The organism is Christensenella intestinihominis, assembly GCF_001678845.1.
In the GTDB taxonomy this organism is placed as follows: Bacteria; Bacillota; Clostridia; order Christensenellales; family Christensenellaceae; genus Christensenella; species Christensenella intestinihominis.
In genome coordinates, this window is the sequence record NZ_MAIQ01000004.1 from 154,869 (window position 1) to 174,008 (window position 19,140).

Here is a 19,140-nt window from a genome sequence, read left to right on the forward strand (position 1 = left end):
TTCCCCCTTACAGCCCGAGCTTTTGTTTAAGCGCGTCCACATAGTGGCGGGTGACGATAACCTTTTCCCCGTTATCAAGCTCCGCTTCCATCTTTCCGTTCAAAAGCGCCCGTACGTTTTCCAGCCTTGTGACGCTCAAAATACACGATTTGCTGATGCGTACGAAATTGGTCTTCGCAAGCTGGTTTTCCAGTTCATACAGCTTCATGCCGCATTCATAAACCTCCTGCTGCGTATAGACAAAGGTACGGTTATCCACCGATTCAAAGTAATAGACGTCCTCGAGGCGTATCTGGAAGGTTTTTCCATCCCGTTTCGCCGTGACGGAAAAGGAATACAGCCTGATTTGCTCAATCAGTTTTTCAAGCCCGGGATCGATAAGCCCGCATTTGATTGTAATTTCGACCTCTTCGTTGTCCGGCGACTGGTCGATCAGCAATTTCAAAATGGCTCCCCCCCTTAGAAGAATCCCAGTTGTTTTCCCGCGGACTTTTTGCGCGTATGCGCCGGTCCCTCCACAAGAAGCCGGGCCGGGATATCCACAAGGAAGGGCGACCGCTCTTCCCTGTTTGTAAGCATCACAAGCTCGTCCTGCGCGCGCGTCATTCCTACGTAAAACAGCCTGCGTTCCTCGTCTTCGTCGCATTCCCCGTCCTTTTTGCGGAAGGGAACCAGGCCGTCCCGAACGCCGCACAGGAACACGGCCGGGAATTCAAGCCCCTTTGCCGCATGCAGCGTCATCAGCGTGACCGCGTCAGACACATAGGTCCGCGAGCTGCTGCGCTTTACATCCCCCTCCGTCCCCAGCGTGAGGGAGGAAAGGAAATCCGCCATGCGGCGGTGGAATACCGCCATGTTTTGCAGGCGCACAAGGCACGCGGGCGGCTCTTCGCCATATCCGTGATCTTCAATCCACCGCAAAAGAATCTCTGCGGGCGTATTTTTGCGCATCATGGGCGCATAGGCCCCGAAACGTCCGGCAAGCGCCGTTTCCCCCGCGTCCGCGAGAATGGACGAAAGGGCGGATAGGGTCCGCTTTCCCTGTCCGTAGGTATCCGCGACCTTTTCCAGCACCGCCGGGGGGACGCTCTCCGCCCGCAGGCAGGTTCCGAGCGCAACGCTGTCCTTCGGGTCGCATAAAACCCGGAAAAAGGCAAGCGCGCCGCGCACGCGGCGGTCGGCAAGGGTATTGTCTTTCCCAAGCACAACATAAGGAATCCCCTCTTTTATAAGGCAGTCTTCAATCAATTCCGCCTGCCGGTGGGTGCGGTAGAGGACGGCGATATCGGAAAGGCCGAAGGGCGCGTTCCCGCGTTTTTTATTTTGCGCATGGGCGGCAAGCATGTCGATCCCGCCCACCATAGCGTTAATTTCCTTTGCAATGAAGAGCGCTTCCGAAAAAGGCGAATCCGCCGTCAGCAGGCGCACCTTGCTTCCGCTTTCCCGCTGGGCCGTAAGCACAGGCTCGCTGCGGCGGACCACCGGGAGTGCGCAGCCGATGATTTCCGGCGTGGACCGGTAGTTCTTTTTCAGGCGTATTTCGCGCACGGGCCGGTCTTCCGCCAGCCGCTCGAAGCAATGCGCGTCCGACCCGCGGAAACCATAAATAGACTGGTCCGGGTCGCCGATCACAAAGATTCCCTTGCTTTCTTTTCCCCACGCGCGGACCAGATCGAACTGCACGGGGTTAATGTCCTGGAATTCATCCACCAGCAAATGCCCAAAGCGCGGGAAAAGCGTTTCGCATTTTGCGCCGCCCGCGCGGAATTTTTCCAGTGTGTCCGCCAGGATATCGTCGAAATCGAGCACGCCAAGGCTGCGCAGCCGCGTGCAATAGGAGTCATACACCACCTGCGGGATATCGCCCGCACCGCCGTTCTTGATCCGGGAAACCGCCTGCATTGCCTCGCGCGGTTTTACCGCGCAGTTGCACGCGGTAAGCGTATCGGAAAGGATGGCCAGCGCTTCCTGTTCGTCCGCCACCGTTACATTTTTATCCCATTCCTTCAGCAGGCCGAGGCCGATGGAATGAAAGGTGCCGATGTGCATCGCCCCTGCCGTTTTTTTATCGCCGAAATGCGCCTCCAGGCGTTCCCGCATTTCATTTGCGGCTTTATTGGTGAAGGTCACCGCCGTGATGCTGTCCGGAGATACGCCACATTGCTCCACAAGCCAGGCGATACGGCATACGAGGGTGCGCGTCTTTCCCGTGCCCGGCCCCGCAAGTACGGCAACCGCAGGTTCCGCGGCGGAAGCGGCGGCCCATTGCTCTTCATTGAGGCCGTACGGGTTTTCTTCCGTGCCCGGTCCGCGCCCCGGTTCCGCCGGTTTCTCGTCCGGCTGCCTGCTTCCTGCCTGCACAGCCTCGTGTTTTTCCGGCGCTTGTTTCGGTTCGTCCGCAAACAGGCTTAGCTGGCCGGACAGCGTTTCCACCTCACTTTTGTTCATCACGAGGATTTTCCCATATTCACCGTCGTAGCCCGGATGGATTTCCACCTCGTCGCAGCGCAGCCGCCGGATACCCTCGGCAATACATACGCCCGCTTCACGCTCGATTTCCGCAAGCGGCGTTTCGCGCAGGATCGTGAGTTCCGGGCCAAGCGCCCGGAGAAGCTCCAGGTATTGCGCGCGCACCTTCTTGCTCGCGGGAGTAAGCCCCATAGACGAGGCCACCACCTCGGGCAAAGGCACGATGCTTTCAAAATGCCGGGCGCGCGGCGGAACATAGCCTTCCTCCCGGTCCGCAAGCTCTACCACGCGGTGGTAAACGCCAACCGTGATGCGCCGCCCGCACACCGGGCACTTGCCGCCGGCGGCGATGGTTTCCTCCGGCGTCATGCACACCTTGCAGTTCCGGTGGCCGTCGTTATGGTATTTCCCTTCCTCCGGGAAAAATTCGAGCGTCCCGTGGAATTCATCCGTATCGCGGTTTTGAAGCGCCGCCGCAATGGCGGGATAACTCATTTCCGTATTGAAAAGGTTGGCTTCCCGCGCAAGGTTCGCGGGGGAATGCGCGTCCGAGTTGGACACCATCGTAAACCGGTCGAGCGCCGACAGGCGCCAGTTCATGGGCGGGTCGGACGACAGGCCCGTTTCGAGCGCGTGGATGTGGGGCGTTAAATCCCCGAAGCATTCCTCGATGGTATCAAAGCCCGAATAGGCGCCGAACAGCGAAAAATGCGGCGTCCAGATATGCGCCGGGATAAAGATTGCCTCCGGGCAGATATCGAGCGTGATTTCCAGCAAATCGCGGCTCGGGAGCCCAAGGATCGGCCGTCCGTCGGAATGCAGGTTGAAGGAAAGCTCAAGCTTGTGGGAAAGCGCTTCCGCCGCCTCGAGCGAGGGCAACAGGATGACATTGTGGATTTTCCGCACCTTGCCGTCTTGCTTGTAAATCGAGCTGATTTCCCCGGAAAGGACAAACCGCGGGCTTACCGGGGGGCCTCCGACTTCATCCGCAATACGGTATTCCTCTTTTAATTGGTACAGCCCTTCTTCGGCCGGGACAAGTTTTTCCTTCAGCTCTTCCCGCCATGCGGGATGCGTAAAGTCGCCCGTGCCAAGGAGGTCTATCCCCTTCCGCCGCGCCCACAGTTCGAGGTGCTCCGGTACGCATTCCTTACTCGTCGCCCGCGAATATTTGGAATGGATGTGCAGGTCTGCTACAAACATTTAGTATTCCTGTCCTTTTTTCGGTTCAAAGTGGTCGCATTTGTTCTTTTCGCCCGTCAGCATCTCCGGGTCGATATCCCCGTAGACCTGGCAGGACCGTATTTCAGGCATGCCCGGCGCAAAGGTGAGCACGCCATAGTGCACGCAGTTATAGCACAACACGTTTTCCTCATTGACATAATTCTGTTTGATCTGGATTCCCAACTGAATTCTCCTTTATCGAATACTCGTTATTCCTCATACCCGTGGTCTTTTGAAAAGGTATGCAACTTTTTATAAAAGCCGTCGGCAAGGTATACCGCGGCGAGCGGGTTATGCCCCGTCACACGGTCTTTCACGGCAAGCACGGTCATGGGCGCCTGCGTATGGCGGATGAAAAGCGTATCGTGCCCCACGCACAGCCCGAGGATGATATTGAAATCCGTCTTTTCCCCATTCAGGAGCTTGGCCTGCCAAACCGGATTGCACATCGCTTCAAAACCGCCGTGCTGCTTTTCCTCTTCCTTAACGCCGATCCCGGTTTTGTCCGCGCTGCCGACCTTACAGCCGACGGAAACGACGTCAAAACCATTTTCCCGGAAAATACGGGCTGCAACTTTTGCCTCATTATGCAGGCCCATACAAAAGGCAAAGCCGAGCTTCCGATAGCCCATCCGCTTACAGAAATCCATGATTTCCTCGATGCGGGTAAGCCTTCCGTAGCCGCTGCTTTCCACAATGGCGGAAACCCGCGCAATCTCGCGTTCCTCGCCTTCATACCCTGCGTAAAAATCGGTTTCCCCGCCAAAGGAAGGGCAGTTTTTCGGCGCGTGCTCCGCATCGTGCCTGCGGCAGGAGCCCTGCGCACAATCCGCACAAAAATAAGACATCCGTTTCACCCCGTTTCGCTTACAATAATTTTATTATACCACGAAAAAAACGCCGGGGAACGCCTTCTCCGTTTAAAATATTGACCTGCTGCGGCAATCCGCATTCCGGCAAAAATCCCCGCCAACCGGAAGCGAAATATTTATTCCCGGTTTCCGGCGCATCCCAAAGCCGCCCTGCCACAGGCTTTGCCCCGACCATACAGCGGGGTTTAAGCTTGCAGGCACAGCGCGTTTGCGGTAAGATATCCTTGTATCAACTAACGACTACTTGCGGAGGCGGAATATGAAATTTGCGGATAAAATGAAAATATTCGATTTGAATATTTTTTCCAAGCTGGAAGAAAAGCGCGCGGAGCTTCTCCGGCGGGGCATGGAGGTCATCAACCTTTCGGTGGGCACGCCTGATTTCAAGCCGGACGACCACGTGATTGCCGCCTTGCAGGAGGCGGCGGGGGTCGCGGATAACTTCAAATATTCCCTTGCCGACCTTCCCGAGATGACCGATGCGGTGATTGCGTGGTATAAGCGGCGGTACGGCGTTTCCCTTACGCCCGAACAGGTGATGTCCGTTTACGGCACGCAGGAGGGTATGGCGCATGTCGCGCTGCCAATCTGCAACCCCGGCGACCTTGTGATCGCCCCTGATCCGTGCTATCCGGTATTTATGTTTGGCCCGCGTATGGCGGAAGCGGAAATATATTATACGCCGCTGAAAAAAGAAAACAATTTCCTGATCGATTTTGACAGTATCCCTGAAGAGGTCGCAAGGCGCGCAAAAATGATCGTCGTTTCCTATCCCAACAACCCGGTAACGGCAGTTGCGGATTATGCCTTCTATGAAAGGCTCGTCCATTGGGCAAAAAAATACGATGTGATCGTAATCCATGACAACGCCTATTCCGAGCTTGTGATGGACGGCGAGCCCGGGATGTCGTTCCTCGCCGTCCCGGGGGCGATGGACGTGGGGATTGAATTCAATTCCCTCTCCAAATCATATAACCTGACGGGGCTGCGCATTTCCTTTGCCATGGGCAATACGGAAATCATCCGCAACTTCCGCTGTTTGCGTTCGCAGATCGATTACGGGATTTCCTTCCCGGTGCAAAAGGCGGCGATTGCCGCGCTCAGCGGCCCGCAGGATATTTTGGAGCGTAACCGTGCAGGGTACCGCGCGCGCCGGGATGCGCTGTGCGGCGGCCTTCGGAGCATCGGCTGGGATGTCCCCGATTCCCCGGGCACGATGTTCGTATGGGCGCCGCTGCCGAAGGGTTATGAAAAATCGTGGGACTTCGCCCTCGAGCTGATGGATAAAACCGGGGTAATCTGTACCCCCGGCGAAAGCTTTGGCCCGGCGGGCGAGGGCTTCGTACGGCTTGCACTGGTGGCGGACGTACCCACCATAGAGCGCGCGGTGCGCCTGATCCACGAAAGCGGGATGATAAAATGAACTATGAATGGCTTCGCGAATATTGCCTCAGGAAGCCGGGGGTGACCACGGACTACCAGCCCGAATGGGAAGCCACGCGTTATTTTGTGGGCGGCAAAATGTTTGCCATGCAGGGCGGAGACAGGGAAGGGCGGCCAATTTTCACGATGAAGCTCGCGCCCGCGCTCAGTGATTTCCTGCGCCACCAGCACCCCGGGGATATCGTGCCCGGCTATTATATGAACAAAATCCACTGGAGTTCCCTCTATCTCGAGGGAAACGTGCCCGGGGAAACTGTGCGGAAGATGGCCGACAAGGCATACGAAGCCGGGCTTGCCGCATTGCCAAAGAAAAAGCAGCGCGAGATCAGGGAACTATAATTGCCGAACAGCCGAAAAGGACGGCATGCGCCGTCCTTTTTTTAATGCTTGCCCAATCATCCCGTTCTTTTATGCCGGAACCGGACCGCCGCCCGCGTTCACGATGACAAGGGCTTCCGGTACAAAGGAAGCGCCTTCGCCCGGGCCTTCCATTTTGACAACGGTGCCTTCCGTAAGGTCGGAAGCGGAAACCTCCGCTTCGCTGTCCCCGTCCTGCTTTGTAATGGTGACGGCGGCCAGGTCAACGGTAATCTCCGTGCCGTCCTCATCCGCGGTAAAACCGCCTATGCCGCCGGGGCCGCCTCCGCCCATATCCGGTGGCGTTCCGCCGCCTTGTGCATCGCCGGGCGGGTTTTCCCCGCTTGGCGGTTCAGGCGCTTCTCCATCCTGTATATCGTTCGGCGGAGTCCCGCCGCCCTGCATATCCGGCGGTATTTCGCCGTCCTGTGCGCCGCCTGTCGGCGCTTCGCCGTTTTCCATACCGGGCGGGCCGCCCATCCCCTCCGTCATTGTGCCAAGGATAATCGTCGCGTCATTTCCGCTTATCGCGGTCACCTGCCCATACATTGCGCCATCCGCGGCTTGTACGTCCGCCTGTTCCCCCGTGGCGGCCTGCGGGGCTTCACCGCCTGCTGCGCGCAGGCGGTGAAGCCCATCATCAATACCGCACACAGGAGTACCGTCAATATCTTTTTCATATAGCTTGCTGCTCCTTTCCTGATCTGGCACCATTATGGAAGGGCAGCGTGAAGGTTGTGTGGTGAAAGGATGAAAAAACTGTAAACGCTAAAAAACGCCCGGAAAATCTTCCCGGGCGTTTTTTGCTCCTTTTTACCACTCTTCCGTGTACATATGAATCGGATAGGACAGGTATTCAAGCGGCTCGAGTTGGTCGACCGTGACATATCCCGCCGGGGCGTTCAGGATGGTGGGAATGCGGTTCACGACGGTCGCGCAGGTGTGCTCCACCGTCGCCGGTTTGGTTACATAGAAAGCCGTATCCGGTTCGCCGAGGATTTTCCAGTCACACATGTCGCCGTCGTTTGGTCCGTACACCTTGCCGATGCACTGCGTCTCGATCACCGGCCCCTGGTGTGTCTGCGTGGTGACAACCGCGCTCATGCCGATGCAGTTGCCCTTGGGAATCGTTTCTCCGAGCGTTTCGGAATAAAGGTCCGCACCGTAAAAATACGGCACGCTTTTTTGTGTCTGGGATTTGATTGTCCAACCCATTTTCGCGCACAGTGCTTCGTTGGAATTCCAGACATAGCTTGGCTCAAGAACCTCGGGATGCGCCAGCTGTTTTTCAAATTCTTCAGGGGTGAGGCCCACGCCGTGCGCCTGTGCGAGAGCGAGGCCGTAATCCTCCACATTATAGCTGACCGCGCCCTCGATGCGGTCTATGCTGTGAACGCCGCCCGCAACGCACGCGATCATATTCACCCAATAAATATCCTGCATACCCGAGCCCACAATGGTGCAGCCCGTTTCCTTCGCAAGCACGTCCAGCTTGTTTGTAAGGGCGGGCGAGGTGGTCCACGGATAGATTGCTTCTTCGCATGTCGTGACCACATTAATTCCGCGCAGGGCGCATTTTTCAATATGCGGATACATATCGTCTATGAAACTGAACAGGGTGAGCACCGCAATATCGGCGTCGCATTCGTCGAGAACCGCATCCGCATCGCTGCGGATCGGAACGCCGAGGCGCACGCCAAGGCCCGCCCATTCCCCTACGTCCATACCCACAATATCCGGGTTTACATCGATTGCGCCCACAATGTCGGCGCCTTTTTCATACAAATACCTCACCGTATACCTGGCCATCTTCCCGCAGCCGTATTGGACGGCGCGAATTTTCTGATTATACATGTTTTCTCCCTCTTTCGATAAAAATTTCCACCGATGCCCGCTTATGCTGTTTTCCCCTGGATACTATCAATATACCACCCATAAGGCCCTTCAAACTTTTTTCACAAAAAAACACCCGGCTTTTTTGCCGGGCGTTTTGCCTGCCGCTCAGTTTGAACTGCGGATCGCTTCGAGCGGGCTCATTTTTGTCGCCTTCCACGCGGGATAGATGCCGGACACAACGCCCACTCCCACGGCAATCGCAATTGCCCCAAGGCTGAGCCACCACGGAATGGAAAGCTGCACGCCGTTCTGGAAATACATGCCGAGGAAGCTAATTTCCCCGCCGCCAAAATTGGCGATTGCGCCGAAAATATAGCTGACCCCGAGGCCAATGAGGCCCCCTAAAAGGCCGATCATTGCCGCCTCCACAAGGAACATCAGGTTAATTTTGCGGATGGAGAGGCCGATGACCTTCATTACGCCGATCTCGCGGGCGCGTTCTAAAATGCTCGCGAGCATGGTGTTGGCAATGCCGATGGCCGATACCAGCAGGGAAATCAGGCCGATGGCAATGAGCTGGGACTGCTGGCGCGCCTGTTCCTCCTGCATCTGGGTTATCCACTCGGTGGGGCTATAGGCTTGGAAGCCCATTTCCTTAACCGCCGCAAGGACGTCCGCGACCGCGTCCACATCCACCGCGTTCACATATCCCTGGGAATACTGCCCCTCCTTGACCCCCGCCTGGTCCATCAGCTTGCGGTTTTCACGAATGAGCATATTGGCCGCTGGAATGCTCATATAAATGTTATAGCTTTCCTGGCTGTCGGACTGCTCGAGGATTCCCGAAATTTTCCCGCGGTACTCCTTGGGCATCGGCTGGTCGGGCGTGGACGGATCGGGATTCTCAATCAGGTAACCGCTGCCCGGGTAATATTTCACGTTCATGCCCACCCAGTCCACATCCGGCCCGGTCGGCTCCTGGTATTCGCCGCCCGTTTCCATTGCAATGGCATATCCGCCGGCCATCATTACGCCGCCGGCCATACCGCCGCCGGACGCATTCGGGTCCTGGAAATACTGGCGCGCGTTTGCGCCCACGACAAGCTCTACATTGGAACTGTCCGCGAAAACGTTTCCTTCCATAAATTTGAAATCCATCGTCTGCGGGTCGACCGCGTAAACCTGCGTATCCGCCTTGTATTTTCCCATCACAATATAGGAGGGAATACTCATCAGGCCGGTCGCGTTTTTCACGCCGGGAATCGCACGAATCTGGTTCAGCTTCGCATCCGTCAGCTTCGCGTTTTCCCCGGAGCCCATAGGCGAAATTTCAATCTGTGTGAGGTCCGTGCTCTGCATGATATTTTGGTTGAACTGCTCGAGGTTGCCGAGCCCGAGGGCCACCATGATAACAATACACGCCGTGCCGATAATTACGCCAAGGACTGTAAGGATCGTCCGCATCTTGCGCCGCCATAAATTGGAGGCCGCCAGAAGGACAATATCAATAAATGTCATCGTCTTCGAAATCCTCCGAAAGCTCTTGCGCGCGTTTTTTCTTTTTCTTCCTCAAAACGACTGCGATCACCACGGCCGCCGCGGCCGCCGCAATAATCACCCAGCCCCACCACGGAAAGCCTGTGGGTTCCTCGGGCTGCGGCTCTTCGCCCGGATACATACCCCCGCCGTAATCGGGCATGGGAACAAGCATCGTTTCCACGGGAACCTTCATTTCGTATTCCTCGCCGTATTCGTCCTCATAGGTAACGATGAAGTTCCCTTCCACCGGTCCGGGCTGGACGGCGCCGTCGCCCCCGTCCGCGGGCATATCCGCAGACGGACCGCTTTCCCCGGATACAACAATCGAGGTTGGCCCGTCGGCTCCCCCGATTGCCGCGGCATCCGCGGCAGGAGCAACTCCGGAATCGCCTGCCACCGCCCCTTGTCCGGCGCCATTCTCTGCCCCGCCGCTCATTCCCGCATTCGGGTCCGCAGCCACGGAGGCATAGATGTCCGCCGTTTTGGCCGTGCCGGATTCCATATTTCCAAGGAATGCGCTCGATTCCGGCGTGAGACCGGGAACGTCGAGCACAACCGTCACATTATAAAGGGTATTTTTTCCCTTGTTGTAAAGGTTAAGGCTCGCGGAGGTGGTGTCGCCCATATACACTTCCGACGGGAATTTCGGCTGGTCGTATTCAAGCCGAATCTTCTGGTGCACTTCCACGCTGATTTCGTCCGCCGCCGTAAGCTGCGCCGCCTGGTTGTCTTCATAGGCAACGGCAATATCGATCTTCTGCGGACCCGCCTTGGCATCCGCGCGCGCCGCCATTGTGAAGCTGAAATCCTCTGTTTTTTGGGGCCCGATCTTCTCGATGTAGGCCGTATTGGTGTTGTCGCCGGGCATCAAATCCGTCGTCTGGCTCTTGAAGGTGACTGTGATGTTTTTAACGCTCGTCGACTTACTTGTATTGGTAAGCGTTACCTTTACCGAAAATTTTTCGCCCGCATTGACCGGGTCGGGGCTGATTTCATAATTGCTGATAATGACCTTGGGCTGGGAGCTTGCCCCGCTTCCTCCGCCACCGCCGCCCGTTCCGGGATCAAGCCCCGGGTCCGTTCCCGGTTTTTCCGTCGGCTCTGCGCTGGGCTCCCCGCTCGGTTCCGCAGTCGGCTCCGACGGGTCCCGGCCGTCTGTCACCTTCACAAACACCGTAAATTCCTGCGTTTTGACGGTGCCGTCCGTCACCGGATATTTCGCCGTGATAACGACCGGATAGTTCCCGTTCACCCTGGTTTCCGAAAGCGGCAAATTCAGGTTCACAAGATAGGATTTCTTTGTTTTCCCGTCCGCCAGTTTGTTTTCCTGGAGGGACGCCGCCGTATCATAATTATTGAATATAAACGGAGCGGTTTCCGGGTTTCCCAGGTTCACCGAAATATTAACCTGTTCCCCGCTTTTCACCTGCTCGGTCCCCGGCCCGGGGACCAGGGGAAGGATGATGCGCGCCGCCCCGCCGGATACGGCAGGGCTGTACCCGTTCTGGTAGGTTGCGTCCATTCCTTCATATTGGCTTCCGCTGTCAATCCGCAGCGCCGTTCCGCGCATATCCGCCGCAAGCGCGGTCGGCAGCGCCAAAGAAAAGGCGAATAGAACTATAAGTGCGATAATCGTGATCCGTTTCTTCATTTTTCCTCTCCCTGTGTTCCTGATTCTGCCTGTGTAACCTCTCCGGCATTGATTTTGGCGGGCTCGCGCACTTCGCGCTTCGCCACTTTTCCGTCTATGATGTGAACGACCTGGTCGGCATATTCCGCCTTGGCCCGGTCGTGCGTCACGAACAAAAGGGTCGCGCCCCGTTTCTTCGCTTGTCCGCACATGATATCCATAATCTGTTCCGCGGTCGCCGAATCGAGGTTTCCCGTCGGCTCGTCCGCGAAGATGATCTCCGGTTTGGCAATGATGGCGCGCGCGATCGATACGCGCTGCTGCTGCCCGCCCGAAAGCTGGTTGGGAAGGTTTTTAAGCTGCTGCTTAAGCCCCATCTCTACAAGCAGCTTTTTCGCCGCCTTCATACGCTTTGCGCGCGGCACGCCCCGGAACATCAAGGGAAGCGCCACATTTTCCACCGCCGTCATGGTGGGCATCAGGTTGAAGGACTGGAACACAAACCCAATGTGTTTGAGGCGAAAATCCACCAGTTCGCTTTCATTCATTTTATATGTCGGTTTTTTCTTGATAAAAATTTTCCCGGAGGTCGGGTGTTCAAGCCCCGCGAGAAGGGAAAGCAGCGTCGACTTCCCGCTGCCCGAGGTGCCGAGGATCGCGCACACCTCCCCGGGCATAACATCGATATCCACCCCGTCCAGGGCGTGGATTTTGGCGCTGCCCATACGGTATATTTTTTTCAGGTTCCTGGCTGCGATAATCGGTTCCAATGGTTTCCTCCAGGCCGACGTTTTCAGGGCATAAAAAAGCCCCGCACGAAGTAAAGGGGAAAGTAGAAATCCACTCCCTTAACCTACGCCTTTCATTATATCATAAAGGCCCTTGCCATTGGCCGGTACTTTATGAATAAATTCTTACAAATTTAAGTATTACTTAAGGCCCTGCCGGAAACAGCGGCCGCGTATGCAAATCCTGCACAAAAAAAGGAACGCGGAGCGTTCCTTTTTTTCGGTGTTCCCGGTTTAGCCTTCAATGATCTTTACAAACGCCTGATACTGCGTATCCCATTCCGCCGTGTTTTGGGGCGCATATGTCTTGGGCGCGCAGGAAGCGGCAACCACACGCCGCGCTTCCTTGATATCCTTGATTTCTCCCGCGGCAATCAGCTGCACCGCGATATTTCCAAAGCCCGTCGCTTCATCCGGCCCCGCAACCACGTTCATGCCGGTTGCGTCGGCGGTCATCTGGCACAGGAGCGCGCTTTTGGTTCCGCCCCCAAGGATATGCACCGTATTATATTTCCTGCCCGTGCATTCCGCAAGCCGTTCGATGCTATAACGGAATTTCATGGCAAGGCTTTCATCGATGCAGCGGATGACCTCGCCTTCCGTCTGCGGAACAGGCTGCCCGGTCTTTTCGCAATAGGCGCGGATACGGCGCGGTATGTTCCCCGGTTTTCCGAATTCCGGGCTGTCGACGTCAATCAGGCTGCGGAACGGTTTGCATTCCTTTGCCATCTGCTCCAATTCCCCAAAGCCGAATTCTTTGCCTTCCCGAATCCATTGCCGGCGCGATTCCTGGATTGGCCACGTTCCCATGATATTTTTCAGGAAACGGTACGTGCCCGCGACGCCGCCTTCGTTCGCAAAGTTGTATTCCGCCGCCTTGTCGTTAAGGCAGGGCTCGTGAAGCTCCGTTCCCAGGAGGCTCCATGTGCCGCAGCTGATGAATATAAAATCCTCTTCCTGTGTGGGCACCGCCGCAACCGCAGACGCGGTGTCATGCGAAGCCGTGCACATTACCTTTGCCCTGGGCGCGCCAAGCTCTTCGCAAATATCGTCGCGCAGCAGACCGTACTGCGAACCCGGGGGCGTAATGTCGCACAGCTTTTCACGCGGGATACCCGCAAGCTCCAGCACTTCTTCGCTCCAATCGCGTTTTTTCGCATCCAGCATCTCCGATGTGGAAGCGATGGTATATTCCGATTTCATTTCGCCCGTCAGGAAATAGCTGTAGAGGTCGGGCGTAAAAAGAATCTTTTTTGTCGCCGCAAAAAGCTCCGGCTTGTTCTCCTTTAAATAAATTAACTGATACAGCGTATTGATTGCCATATGCTGCAAACCGACCTTGCTGTAAAGCTCCGCCGGGTCGACGCGCCGGAAAAATTCCTCAAACGGTTTCTCCGAACGCCCGTCGCGGTAGTGTACGGGGTTCTGGATAAGCTGGCCGTCTTCCCCGATCAGACCGAAGTCCACGCCCCACGTATCAATGCCGATCATATCGAATCCGCCTGCATTTACCGCCTTGGTAATGCCCTGCTTGATGTTGTAAAAAAGGCGCAGCGCATCCCAGAAAAGCGTTCCATTGATTGAAACCGGATCATTCGTAAACCGGTGGAGTTCCTCCATTGTAATTTTTCCGTCAGCATATTGCGCGATCATTGCACGACCGCTTGAAGCGCCAAAATCGAATGCCAAAATCCTGCTCATGGTTTTTCCCCTTTACTATTTTCTTTTTATGTAATAACTATACTGAAAATACAATTCAGAATCAATGAAGAAAACAACAAATTCCTGTAACTTTTCGACACTTTTTTGCCTGTTTCGTTATTTTTTTGTTTCGTCTGTAATTGATGTGACGTTTCGTTTGTGAGATAATGAAAATAGTATTTAAAACGATGACGAGCCATCGGATAGGGCGGAGGATGAATTTATGGAGTATGTAAAGCTTGGCCGGACTGATTTGAACGTGAGCCGCATGGTGATGGGCGGGGATGTGCGCACCCCCCGTGAAGAATTTGCCGCCGCATTGCAGCTTGCGGTGGACAGCGGCGTGAATCTGATCGATACCGCGCCTGCTTATGGAAACAGCGAGGAAGTATTGGGGACAATCCTGCCGGAAATCAAGGGCGAGCTTTATGTATCCACCAAGTTCAGCAACGACCCGCAGCCCTTTTTGCCCCGGGACAGGGATTGCCTGATGCGCGCCGTAGAAAACAGCCTGACCCGGCTGAAACGGGATACCATCGATATCTGGATGGTGCACGAGCCCGACCGTCCTTATCAGTACGACTGGTGGGAACGGCCGCAGGACCTCAATCATCCGGAGGAATATTACGGCCCGGTCATGGATGTGCTTGTGGACCTTAAAAGCCAGGGGGTAATCAAATATACGGGGATCGGCGGCACAACCGCATATGAAATCGTACCCATTATTGAAAGCGGATTTTTCGACGTGATCCTGACCGCCTTCAATTACAGCCTGCTGTGGCAGGAAGCGGCCATTGAGGTGATTCCTGCGGCGAAGAAGCAGAACATGGGAATTTTGCTTGGTTCCGCGCTCCAGCAGGGCGCGCTCGCAAAACGCTATGACGTTCAGGTGAAGGCGAAGCCCGCGTGGCTGTCAAAGCCCCGCCAGCAGCAATACCTGAAACTATATGAGCTGTGCGACGACCTCAAGATGGATGTCGCGGACCTTGCGATGCGGTTTGCATTTTCAAACCCGGATATCCATGCGGTTGTTACGGGGGCGGGCAAGGTGAAAAATGTGGAACGCAACCTTGCTTCCTATGAAAAGGGGCCGCTTCCGGCGGATGTGCTTAAGCGGATCGACGAAATTTACCGGATGGTGCCCTTCCGGCCGTTTGAGGAGTCTTTCTTCATGCCGTTTACGCGCCCATACAAGGGGCCGCGCGCGGTGCACTGAAAGAACAAAGGAATAGGCAGTAAATAAAAAAAGCGCCCGGCCGGCGCAAAGGAAAATTCCGGCTTACGAAATTCTTTTGCACCTGCCGGGCGCTTGGCTGTTAATTTACTGTTTCCCGGTTACTGAAGCGTTCCCGCCATTTTTTGGGCGGCTCTCCCGTTTTGTATTTCACGCGCCTTCGGCGCATTCCTTCATTATCAATGATTCCTTATGGCTCATTCCTTGTCTTCAAGCTCTTCGTCCGTGATTTGCAGACTCTTGCGCACCAGCTTTTTGGAAAGGATTTTATCGGCGCGCTTTTCCACAACATGCTCAAAGCCCCGCATCATAAACGGCGCAACCACCGTAAAGATGCACACCACGACAGCCTGCGGGAGACTGATGGGCGCCACGTCGAAAAAGCCCCTCAGGAAGATGATGCATAGGATAAATACGCCAATGGCGCTTCCCAGGATAACCTTGCGCGCTGTGGTAAACGGCATGCTGACCTTGGCCACCACCCACATGCCGACGGCAACCGCCATCAGCATACACATGGTGGACATCGCCGCCGGGGTATACTGGAAGATGCCCGCGAGCACGTTGATCGCAAGGATGCCGATAATTACGGAAAGGCCCCCGGGCAATGACTTTTTCAAAATATTAATCAGGAAATGCTCCTTGATTGGCGCAAAGTTCGGTTCCAACGCCAGGAAAAACGCCGGGAAGCCAATGGTTACAAAGCTAATCAGCGTCATTTGCAGCGGCGTAAACGGGTAACTGCTGTCGAGCAGGATCACCGTTGCAAAGGCAAGGAGCACGGCGTACACCGTTTTGGTGATAAACAGCGTCGCCACGCGCTCGATATTATTGATTACCTTGCGCCCTTCGTTCACAATATCGGGCATCGTTGCAAAATTAGAATCGAGCAGCACCAGGTTAGCGATGTTCTTTGCCGCGTCGCTGCCCGATGCCATAGCGATGCTGCAATCGGATTCCTTCAAGGCCAGCACATCGTTCACGCCGTCACCCGCCATGGCGACCGTATGGCCCTTTCGTTTCAGCGCCGCAATCAATTCCTTTTTCTGGGAAGGCGTGACCCGTCCGAATACGCTGTATTTTTCGGCCGCCGCTTCGATATCTTCCTGCGTTTTGAGCATCGTCGCGTCTACCGCTTCATAGTTTTTCACGCCCGCGCGTTTGGCAATCGCGCTAGCCGTGACCGGGCTGTCCCCGGAGATAATTTTCAGTTCAACCTTCTGCTTTTCAAAAAATTCGAGCGTTTTCCCTGCATCCGCGCGAATCCGGTCGGAAATAAGCAGGAAAGCGATGGGGCGCATCCCCATCGGGACCTTATTGTCCAACACGTCGGTGGAGTCGCTGTGCGCGAGCACCAGGACCCGGCTCCCCTGTTTCGCATACTTTTCCGCGTCGAGCCCCTCGTATCCGTTGGGGAAAATGAACTCAAACGCCCCGAGGAAATAGGTGCCTTCCCCTTCAAAGCTTACGCCGCTGTATTTACGGGCCGAGGAAAACGGCACAATGGTTTTTATTTCATGGTCAAAGCTCTTGCCGAACTTTTCCACAACGGCGTGGAAGGTTGCGTTGTCGTCCTGGAGGGCCCCCGCCATGTTGGAAAGAATCCTGTCAATATCTTTTGTTTCATCGACAGGAATCACCTCTTCCACATGCATCTTTCCCTCGGTGATCGTTCCCGTCTTATCAAGGCACAGGATATCCACGCGCGCAAGCGTCTCAATACAATAGAGGTCCTGCACCAGCGTGCGTTTTGTCGCCAGGATTACGGCGCTGGTCGCCAGCGAAATACTGGTCAGCAGGATCAGCCCCTCAGGAATCATACCGATGAGGGCCCCCACCGTTTTGACCGTATTATCCGGCACGGGCAGCCCCACCACAAGGCCTTGTTTCAAAAACAGCAATATTCCCACCGGGACAATGATGATGCTGATGATTTTCAGGATACGGTTCAGGGAATTCCGCAGCTCGGACGTGCGCTTTTTGGATACCTTCGCGTCATAGGAGATTTTATTCGCATAATTTTCAATGCCCACACGTTCCACACGCGCATAGGCGTTGCCCGACACAATAAAGCTGCCGGAATAAAGGAAATCCCCCGGGCCCTTGACGACAACGTCCGACTCGCCCGTTATGAGGGATTCGTTGACTTCCACCGAACCCTCGAGAACCATGCCGTCCGCGCACACCTGGTTGCCGGGCATAAGCTGCATCACATCGTCGAGGACGATATCCGCTACGCTGATTTCCTTTTCGGTTCCGTTCCGCACCACGGTGACCTTGGCCGCCACAATGACGGATAACTTATCGAGTGTCTTTTTGGTTACAATTTCCTGGGCAATACCAATAACAAGGTTCCCGACAACAACGAGCAGGAAAACGAGTTCCTTGATATAGCCCGTCATAACGATGAGAACCGTAAACACCATGTTTAAGATATTAAAAAAGGTTACAAGGTTATCCTTGAAAATCTGCCTGTATGACTTTGTCGTATTTGTATTGTACGCATTCGTGAGGCCTGCATCAATACGGCTTTTGACCTGCTCGTCCGTAAGCCCTGTCCGGCAATCCGAATCATAGCGCTGTTGCCCGTCGTCCATGTCGTCCCTTTCCTGCCTGATATAATGACCTTATTATATCATATTTACCCTGTGCTCCAATGCTTATCCGGTAAATTTTATAAATTCCTAACAAAAACGACGGATTTTTTCATCCGCCGTTTCGAAAGTCTTAAGAATTCCGCTATTTCGTGAGGAAACGGTATTCCGTCACATCATGGTAGGTTTTCCCTTTCTGCAAAATACAGGAGGGAAACTCGTCATGGTGTACGCTGTCCGGAAAGAGCTGCGTCTCAAAGCAATAGGCCGTCCGCGGGCCGTATTCCACGCCATGCTTTCCTTCCATCTCCGGTACGAAGTTCGCCGTATAAAGCTGCATTCCCGGCTTATCCGTATAGACCTCCATGATGCGTCCGCTCTGCGGGTCTTCCACCCGGGCCGCGCGCCGGAAGCCTTCGCCCCACAAAACAAAGTTGTGATCGTAACCCCCGCATAATTTCATCTGCGGGAACGGGTCTTCGATCCGTTCGCCGATCAGGTGCGGATGGGTGAAATCGAGGGGAGTGCCCGCCACTTCCGCAATCTCTCCGGTGGGAATCAGGTTTTCGTCAACGGGCGTATATTCCCCGGCGTCAATGGTCAGCACATGGTCGCCGACCTCCCCTTGCCCGCGCAAGTTGAAGTAGGAATGGTTCGTAAGGGACAGGATCGTATCCGCATCCGATTCCGCAAAGTATTCAAGACGCACCACGTTGTCGTCCGTAAGGGTCATTTCAATCCTGACATCCACCGCGGCCGGGAAGCCTTCCTCCCCGTCCGGGCTGCGGTAAGTGAGGGTCAGCTTGTTTTCGCCCACAGCGCCGTCCCATACCTTCCGGTTGAAGCCGTTATCTCCTCCATGAAGGAGGTTTGCCCCGTTTTCATTGCACGGAATAGAGTAATCTTTTCCGCCAACTGTAAACCGGCCGTCCGCAATGCGGTTGGCATAACGCCCCACCGTCGCGCCGAAAAATGGATGATCGCCGAAATATTCTTCCGGGGTTTCAAAGCCGAGAACAACATCCGCCGGATTACCGCCGGTATCCGGCATTTCAATGGACATAATGGTTCCGCCGTAATTCGTGACCTTCATACGTCCGCCGGATTCATTTGAAAACGTATAAACAAAAATATCTTTCCCGTCTTTTATACCCGTCTTTTGAGTTTCAATCATGATTTTTACCGCCCTTTTGATTTGCTATTACTATTTTACATCAAAAGTAATTTTTTTCCTATCCGTTATCGATCAATTTTTTGTGAAATTTTATTTTGAAATATGGGGGAGGTGTGCTATAATAATTACCAGTGGAGGCATAGCTCAGTTGGTCAGAGTACCTGCTTCACATGTAGGGGGTCGCTGGTTCGAGCCCAGCTGTCTCCACCAAACCAATATAATCCGAACCCTATACCAATCGGTGAAGGGTTCGGATTTATTATTTATTTAAAAAAGCAA

15 protein-coding genes and 1 tRNA gene are annotated in these 19,140 nt (G+C 55.0%); 4 read left to right on the forward strand and 12 right to left on the reverse strand.

Features of this window, described 5'->3' with window-relative positions; translation table 11 throughout:
• Positions 1–7 precede the first annotated feature (7 nt).
• The 4 genes from BBD38_RS07185 to BBD38_RS07200 are packed head-to-tail and all read right to left on the reverse strand — an operon-like array spanning position 8 to position 4,541.
• Positions 8–445, reverse strand: a complete 438-nt coding sequence (locus BBD38_RS07185) for a LytTR family DNA-binding domain-containing protein (protein ID WP_066686229.1) — start codon at positions 443–445, stop codon at positions 8–10.
• A 14-nt stretch (positions 446–459) separates the two neighbouring features.
• Entirely contained in the window at positions 460–3,672 is a 3,213-nt protein-coding gene (locus BBD38_RS07190) for a UvrD-helicase domain-containing protein (protein ID WP_066686230.1), read from the reverse strand.
• Positions 3,673–3,876, reverse strand: coding sequence for a hypothetical protein (locus BBD38_RS07195; protein ID WP_066686231.1), 204 nt, complete (start codon positions 3,874–3,876; stop codon positions 3,673–3,675).
• A 26-nt stretch (positions 3,877–3,902) separates the two neighbouring features.
• On the reverse strand, positions 3,903–4,541 hold the full coding sequence (locus BBD38_RS07200; RefSeq protein ID WP_066686233.1) for a DUF1847 domain-containing protein: 639 nt from the start codon (positions 4,539–4,541) through the stop codon (positions 3,903–3,905).
• A 283-nt stretch (positions 4,542–4,824) separates the two neighbouring features.
• Between BBD38_RS07200 and BBD38_RS07205 the strand changes: the two genes are divergently transcribed.
• Together BBD38_RS07205 and BBD38_RS07210 are read left to right on the forward strand one after the other, a co-directional pair.
• Positions 4,825–5,988: an aminotransferase class I/II-fold pyridoxal phosphate-dependent enzyme gene (locus BBD38_RS07205; RefSeq protein WP_066686237.1), complete on the forward strand. Its 1,164-nt coding sequence runs from the start codon at positions 4,825–4,827 to the stop codon at positions 5,986–5,988.
• On the forward strand, positions 5,985–6,347 hold the full coding sequence (locus BBD38_RS07210) for an MmcQ/YjbR family DNA-binding protein (protein WP_066686241.1): 363 nt from the start codon (positions 5,985–5,987) through the stop codon (positions 6,345–6,347). The genes BBD38_RS07205 and BBD38_RS07210 overlap by 4 nt, the downstream gene beginning before the upstream one ends.
• A 69-nt stretch (positions 6,348–6,416) precedes the next feature.
• On the opposite strand, the gene BBD38_RS07215 is transcribed toward BBD38_RS07210, so the two are convergent.
• From BBD38_RS07215 to BBD38_RS07240, 6 genes are all read right to left on the reverse strand, one after another.
• Complete coding sequence (locus BBD38_RS07215) at positions 6,417–7,079, reverse strand: hypothetical protein (protein ID WP_066686242.1); 663 nt, start codon at positions 7,077–7,079, stop codon at positions 6,417–6,419.
• Positions 7,080–7,178: 99 nt separating this feature from the next.
• Entirely contained in the window at positions 7,179–8,219 is a 1,041-nt protein-coding gene (locus BBD38_RS07220; protein WP_066686244.1) for an NAD(P)H-dependent amine dehydrogenase family protein, read from the reverse strand.
• Positions 8,220–8,366: 147 nt separating this feature from the next.
• Positions 8,367–9,719 (reverse strand): ABC transporter permease, encoded by a 1,353-nt coding sequence (locus tag BBD38_RS07225; protein WP_066686246.1) that lies wholly within the window; start codon positions 9,717–9,719, stop codon positions 8,367–8,369.
• Positions 9,706–11,391, reverse strand: a complete 1,686-nt coding sequence (locus BBD38_RS07230) for a COG1361 S-layer family protein (RefSeq protein WP_066686248.1) — start codon at positions 11,389–11,391, stop codon at positions 9,706–9,708. Before BBD38_RS07230 ends, BBD38_RS07225 begins: the two co-directional genes overlap by 14 nt.
• A complete protein-coding gene (locus BBD38_RS07235; RefSeq protein WP_066686254.1) occupies positions 11,388–12,140 on the reverse strand; it encodes an ABC transporter ATP-binding protein in 753 nt (250 codons plus the stop codon). The genes BBD38_RS07230 and BBD38_RS07235 overlap by 4 nt, the downstream gene beginning before the upstream one ends.
• A 252-nt stretch (positions 12,141–12,392) precedes the next feature.
• Positions 12,393–13,859, reverse strand: a complete 1,467-nt coding sequence (locus tag BBD38_RS07240) for a rhamnulokinase (RefSeq protein WP_066686256.1) — start codon at positions 13,857–13,859, stop codon at positions 12,393–12,395.
• 223 nt (positions 13,860–14,082) lie between these two features.
• On the opposite strand from BBD38_RS07240, the gene BBD38_RS07245 reads away from it, so the two are divergent.
• On the forward strand, positions 14,083–15,075 hold the full coding sequence (locus BBD38_RS07245; RefSeq protein WP_066686258.1) for an aldo/keto reductase: 993 nt from the start codon (positions 14,083–14,085) through the stop codon (positions 15,073–15,075).
• A gap of 215 nt (positions 15,076–15,290) precedes the next feature.
• On the opposite strand, the gene BBD38_RS07250 is transcribed toward BBD38_RS07245, so the two are convergent.
• Positions 15,291–17,690, reverse strand: coding sequence for a cation-translocating P-type ATPase (locus tag BBD38_RS07250; RefSeq protein WP_066686260.1), 2,400 nt, complete (start codon positions 17,688–17,690; stop codon positions 15,291–15,293).
• Positions 17,691–17,832: 142 nt separating this feature from the next.
• Positions 17,833–18,861, reverse strand: a complete 1,029-nt coding sequence (locus tag BBD38_RS07255) for an aldose epimerase family protein (protein WP_066686263.1) — start codon at positions 18,859–18,861, stop codon at positions 17,833–17,835.
• Positions 18,862–18,994: 133 nt separating this feature from the next.
• Here BBD38_RS07255 and BBD38_RS07260 point away from each other — a divergent pair.
• Positions 18,995–19,071 (forward strand) — tRNA-Val (locus BBD38_RS07260).
• Positions 19,072–19,140: the final 69 nt, after the last annotated feature.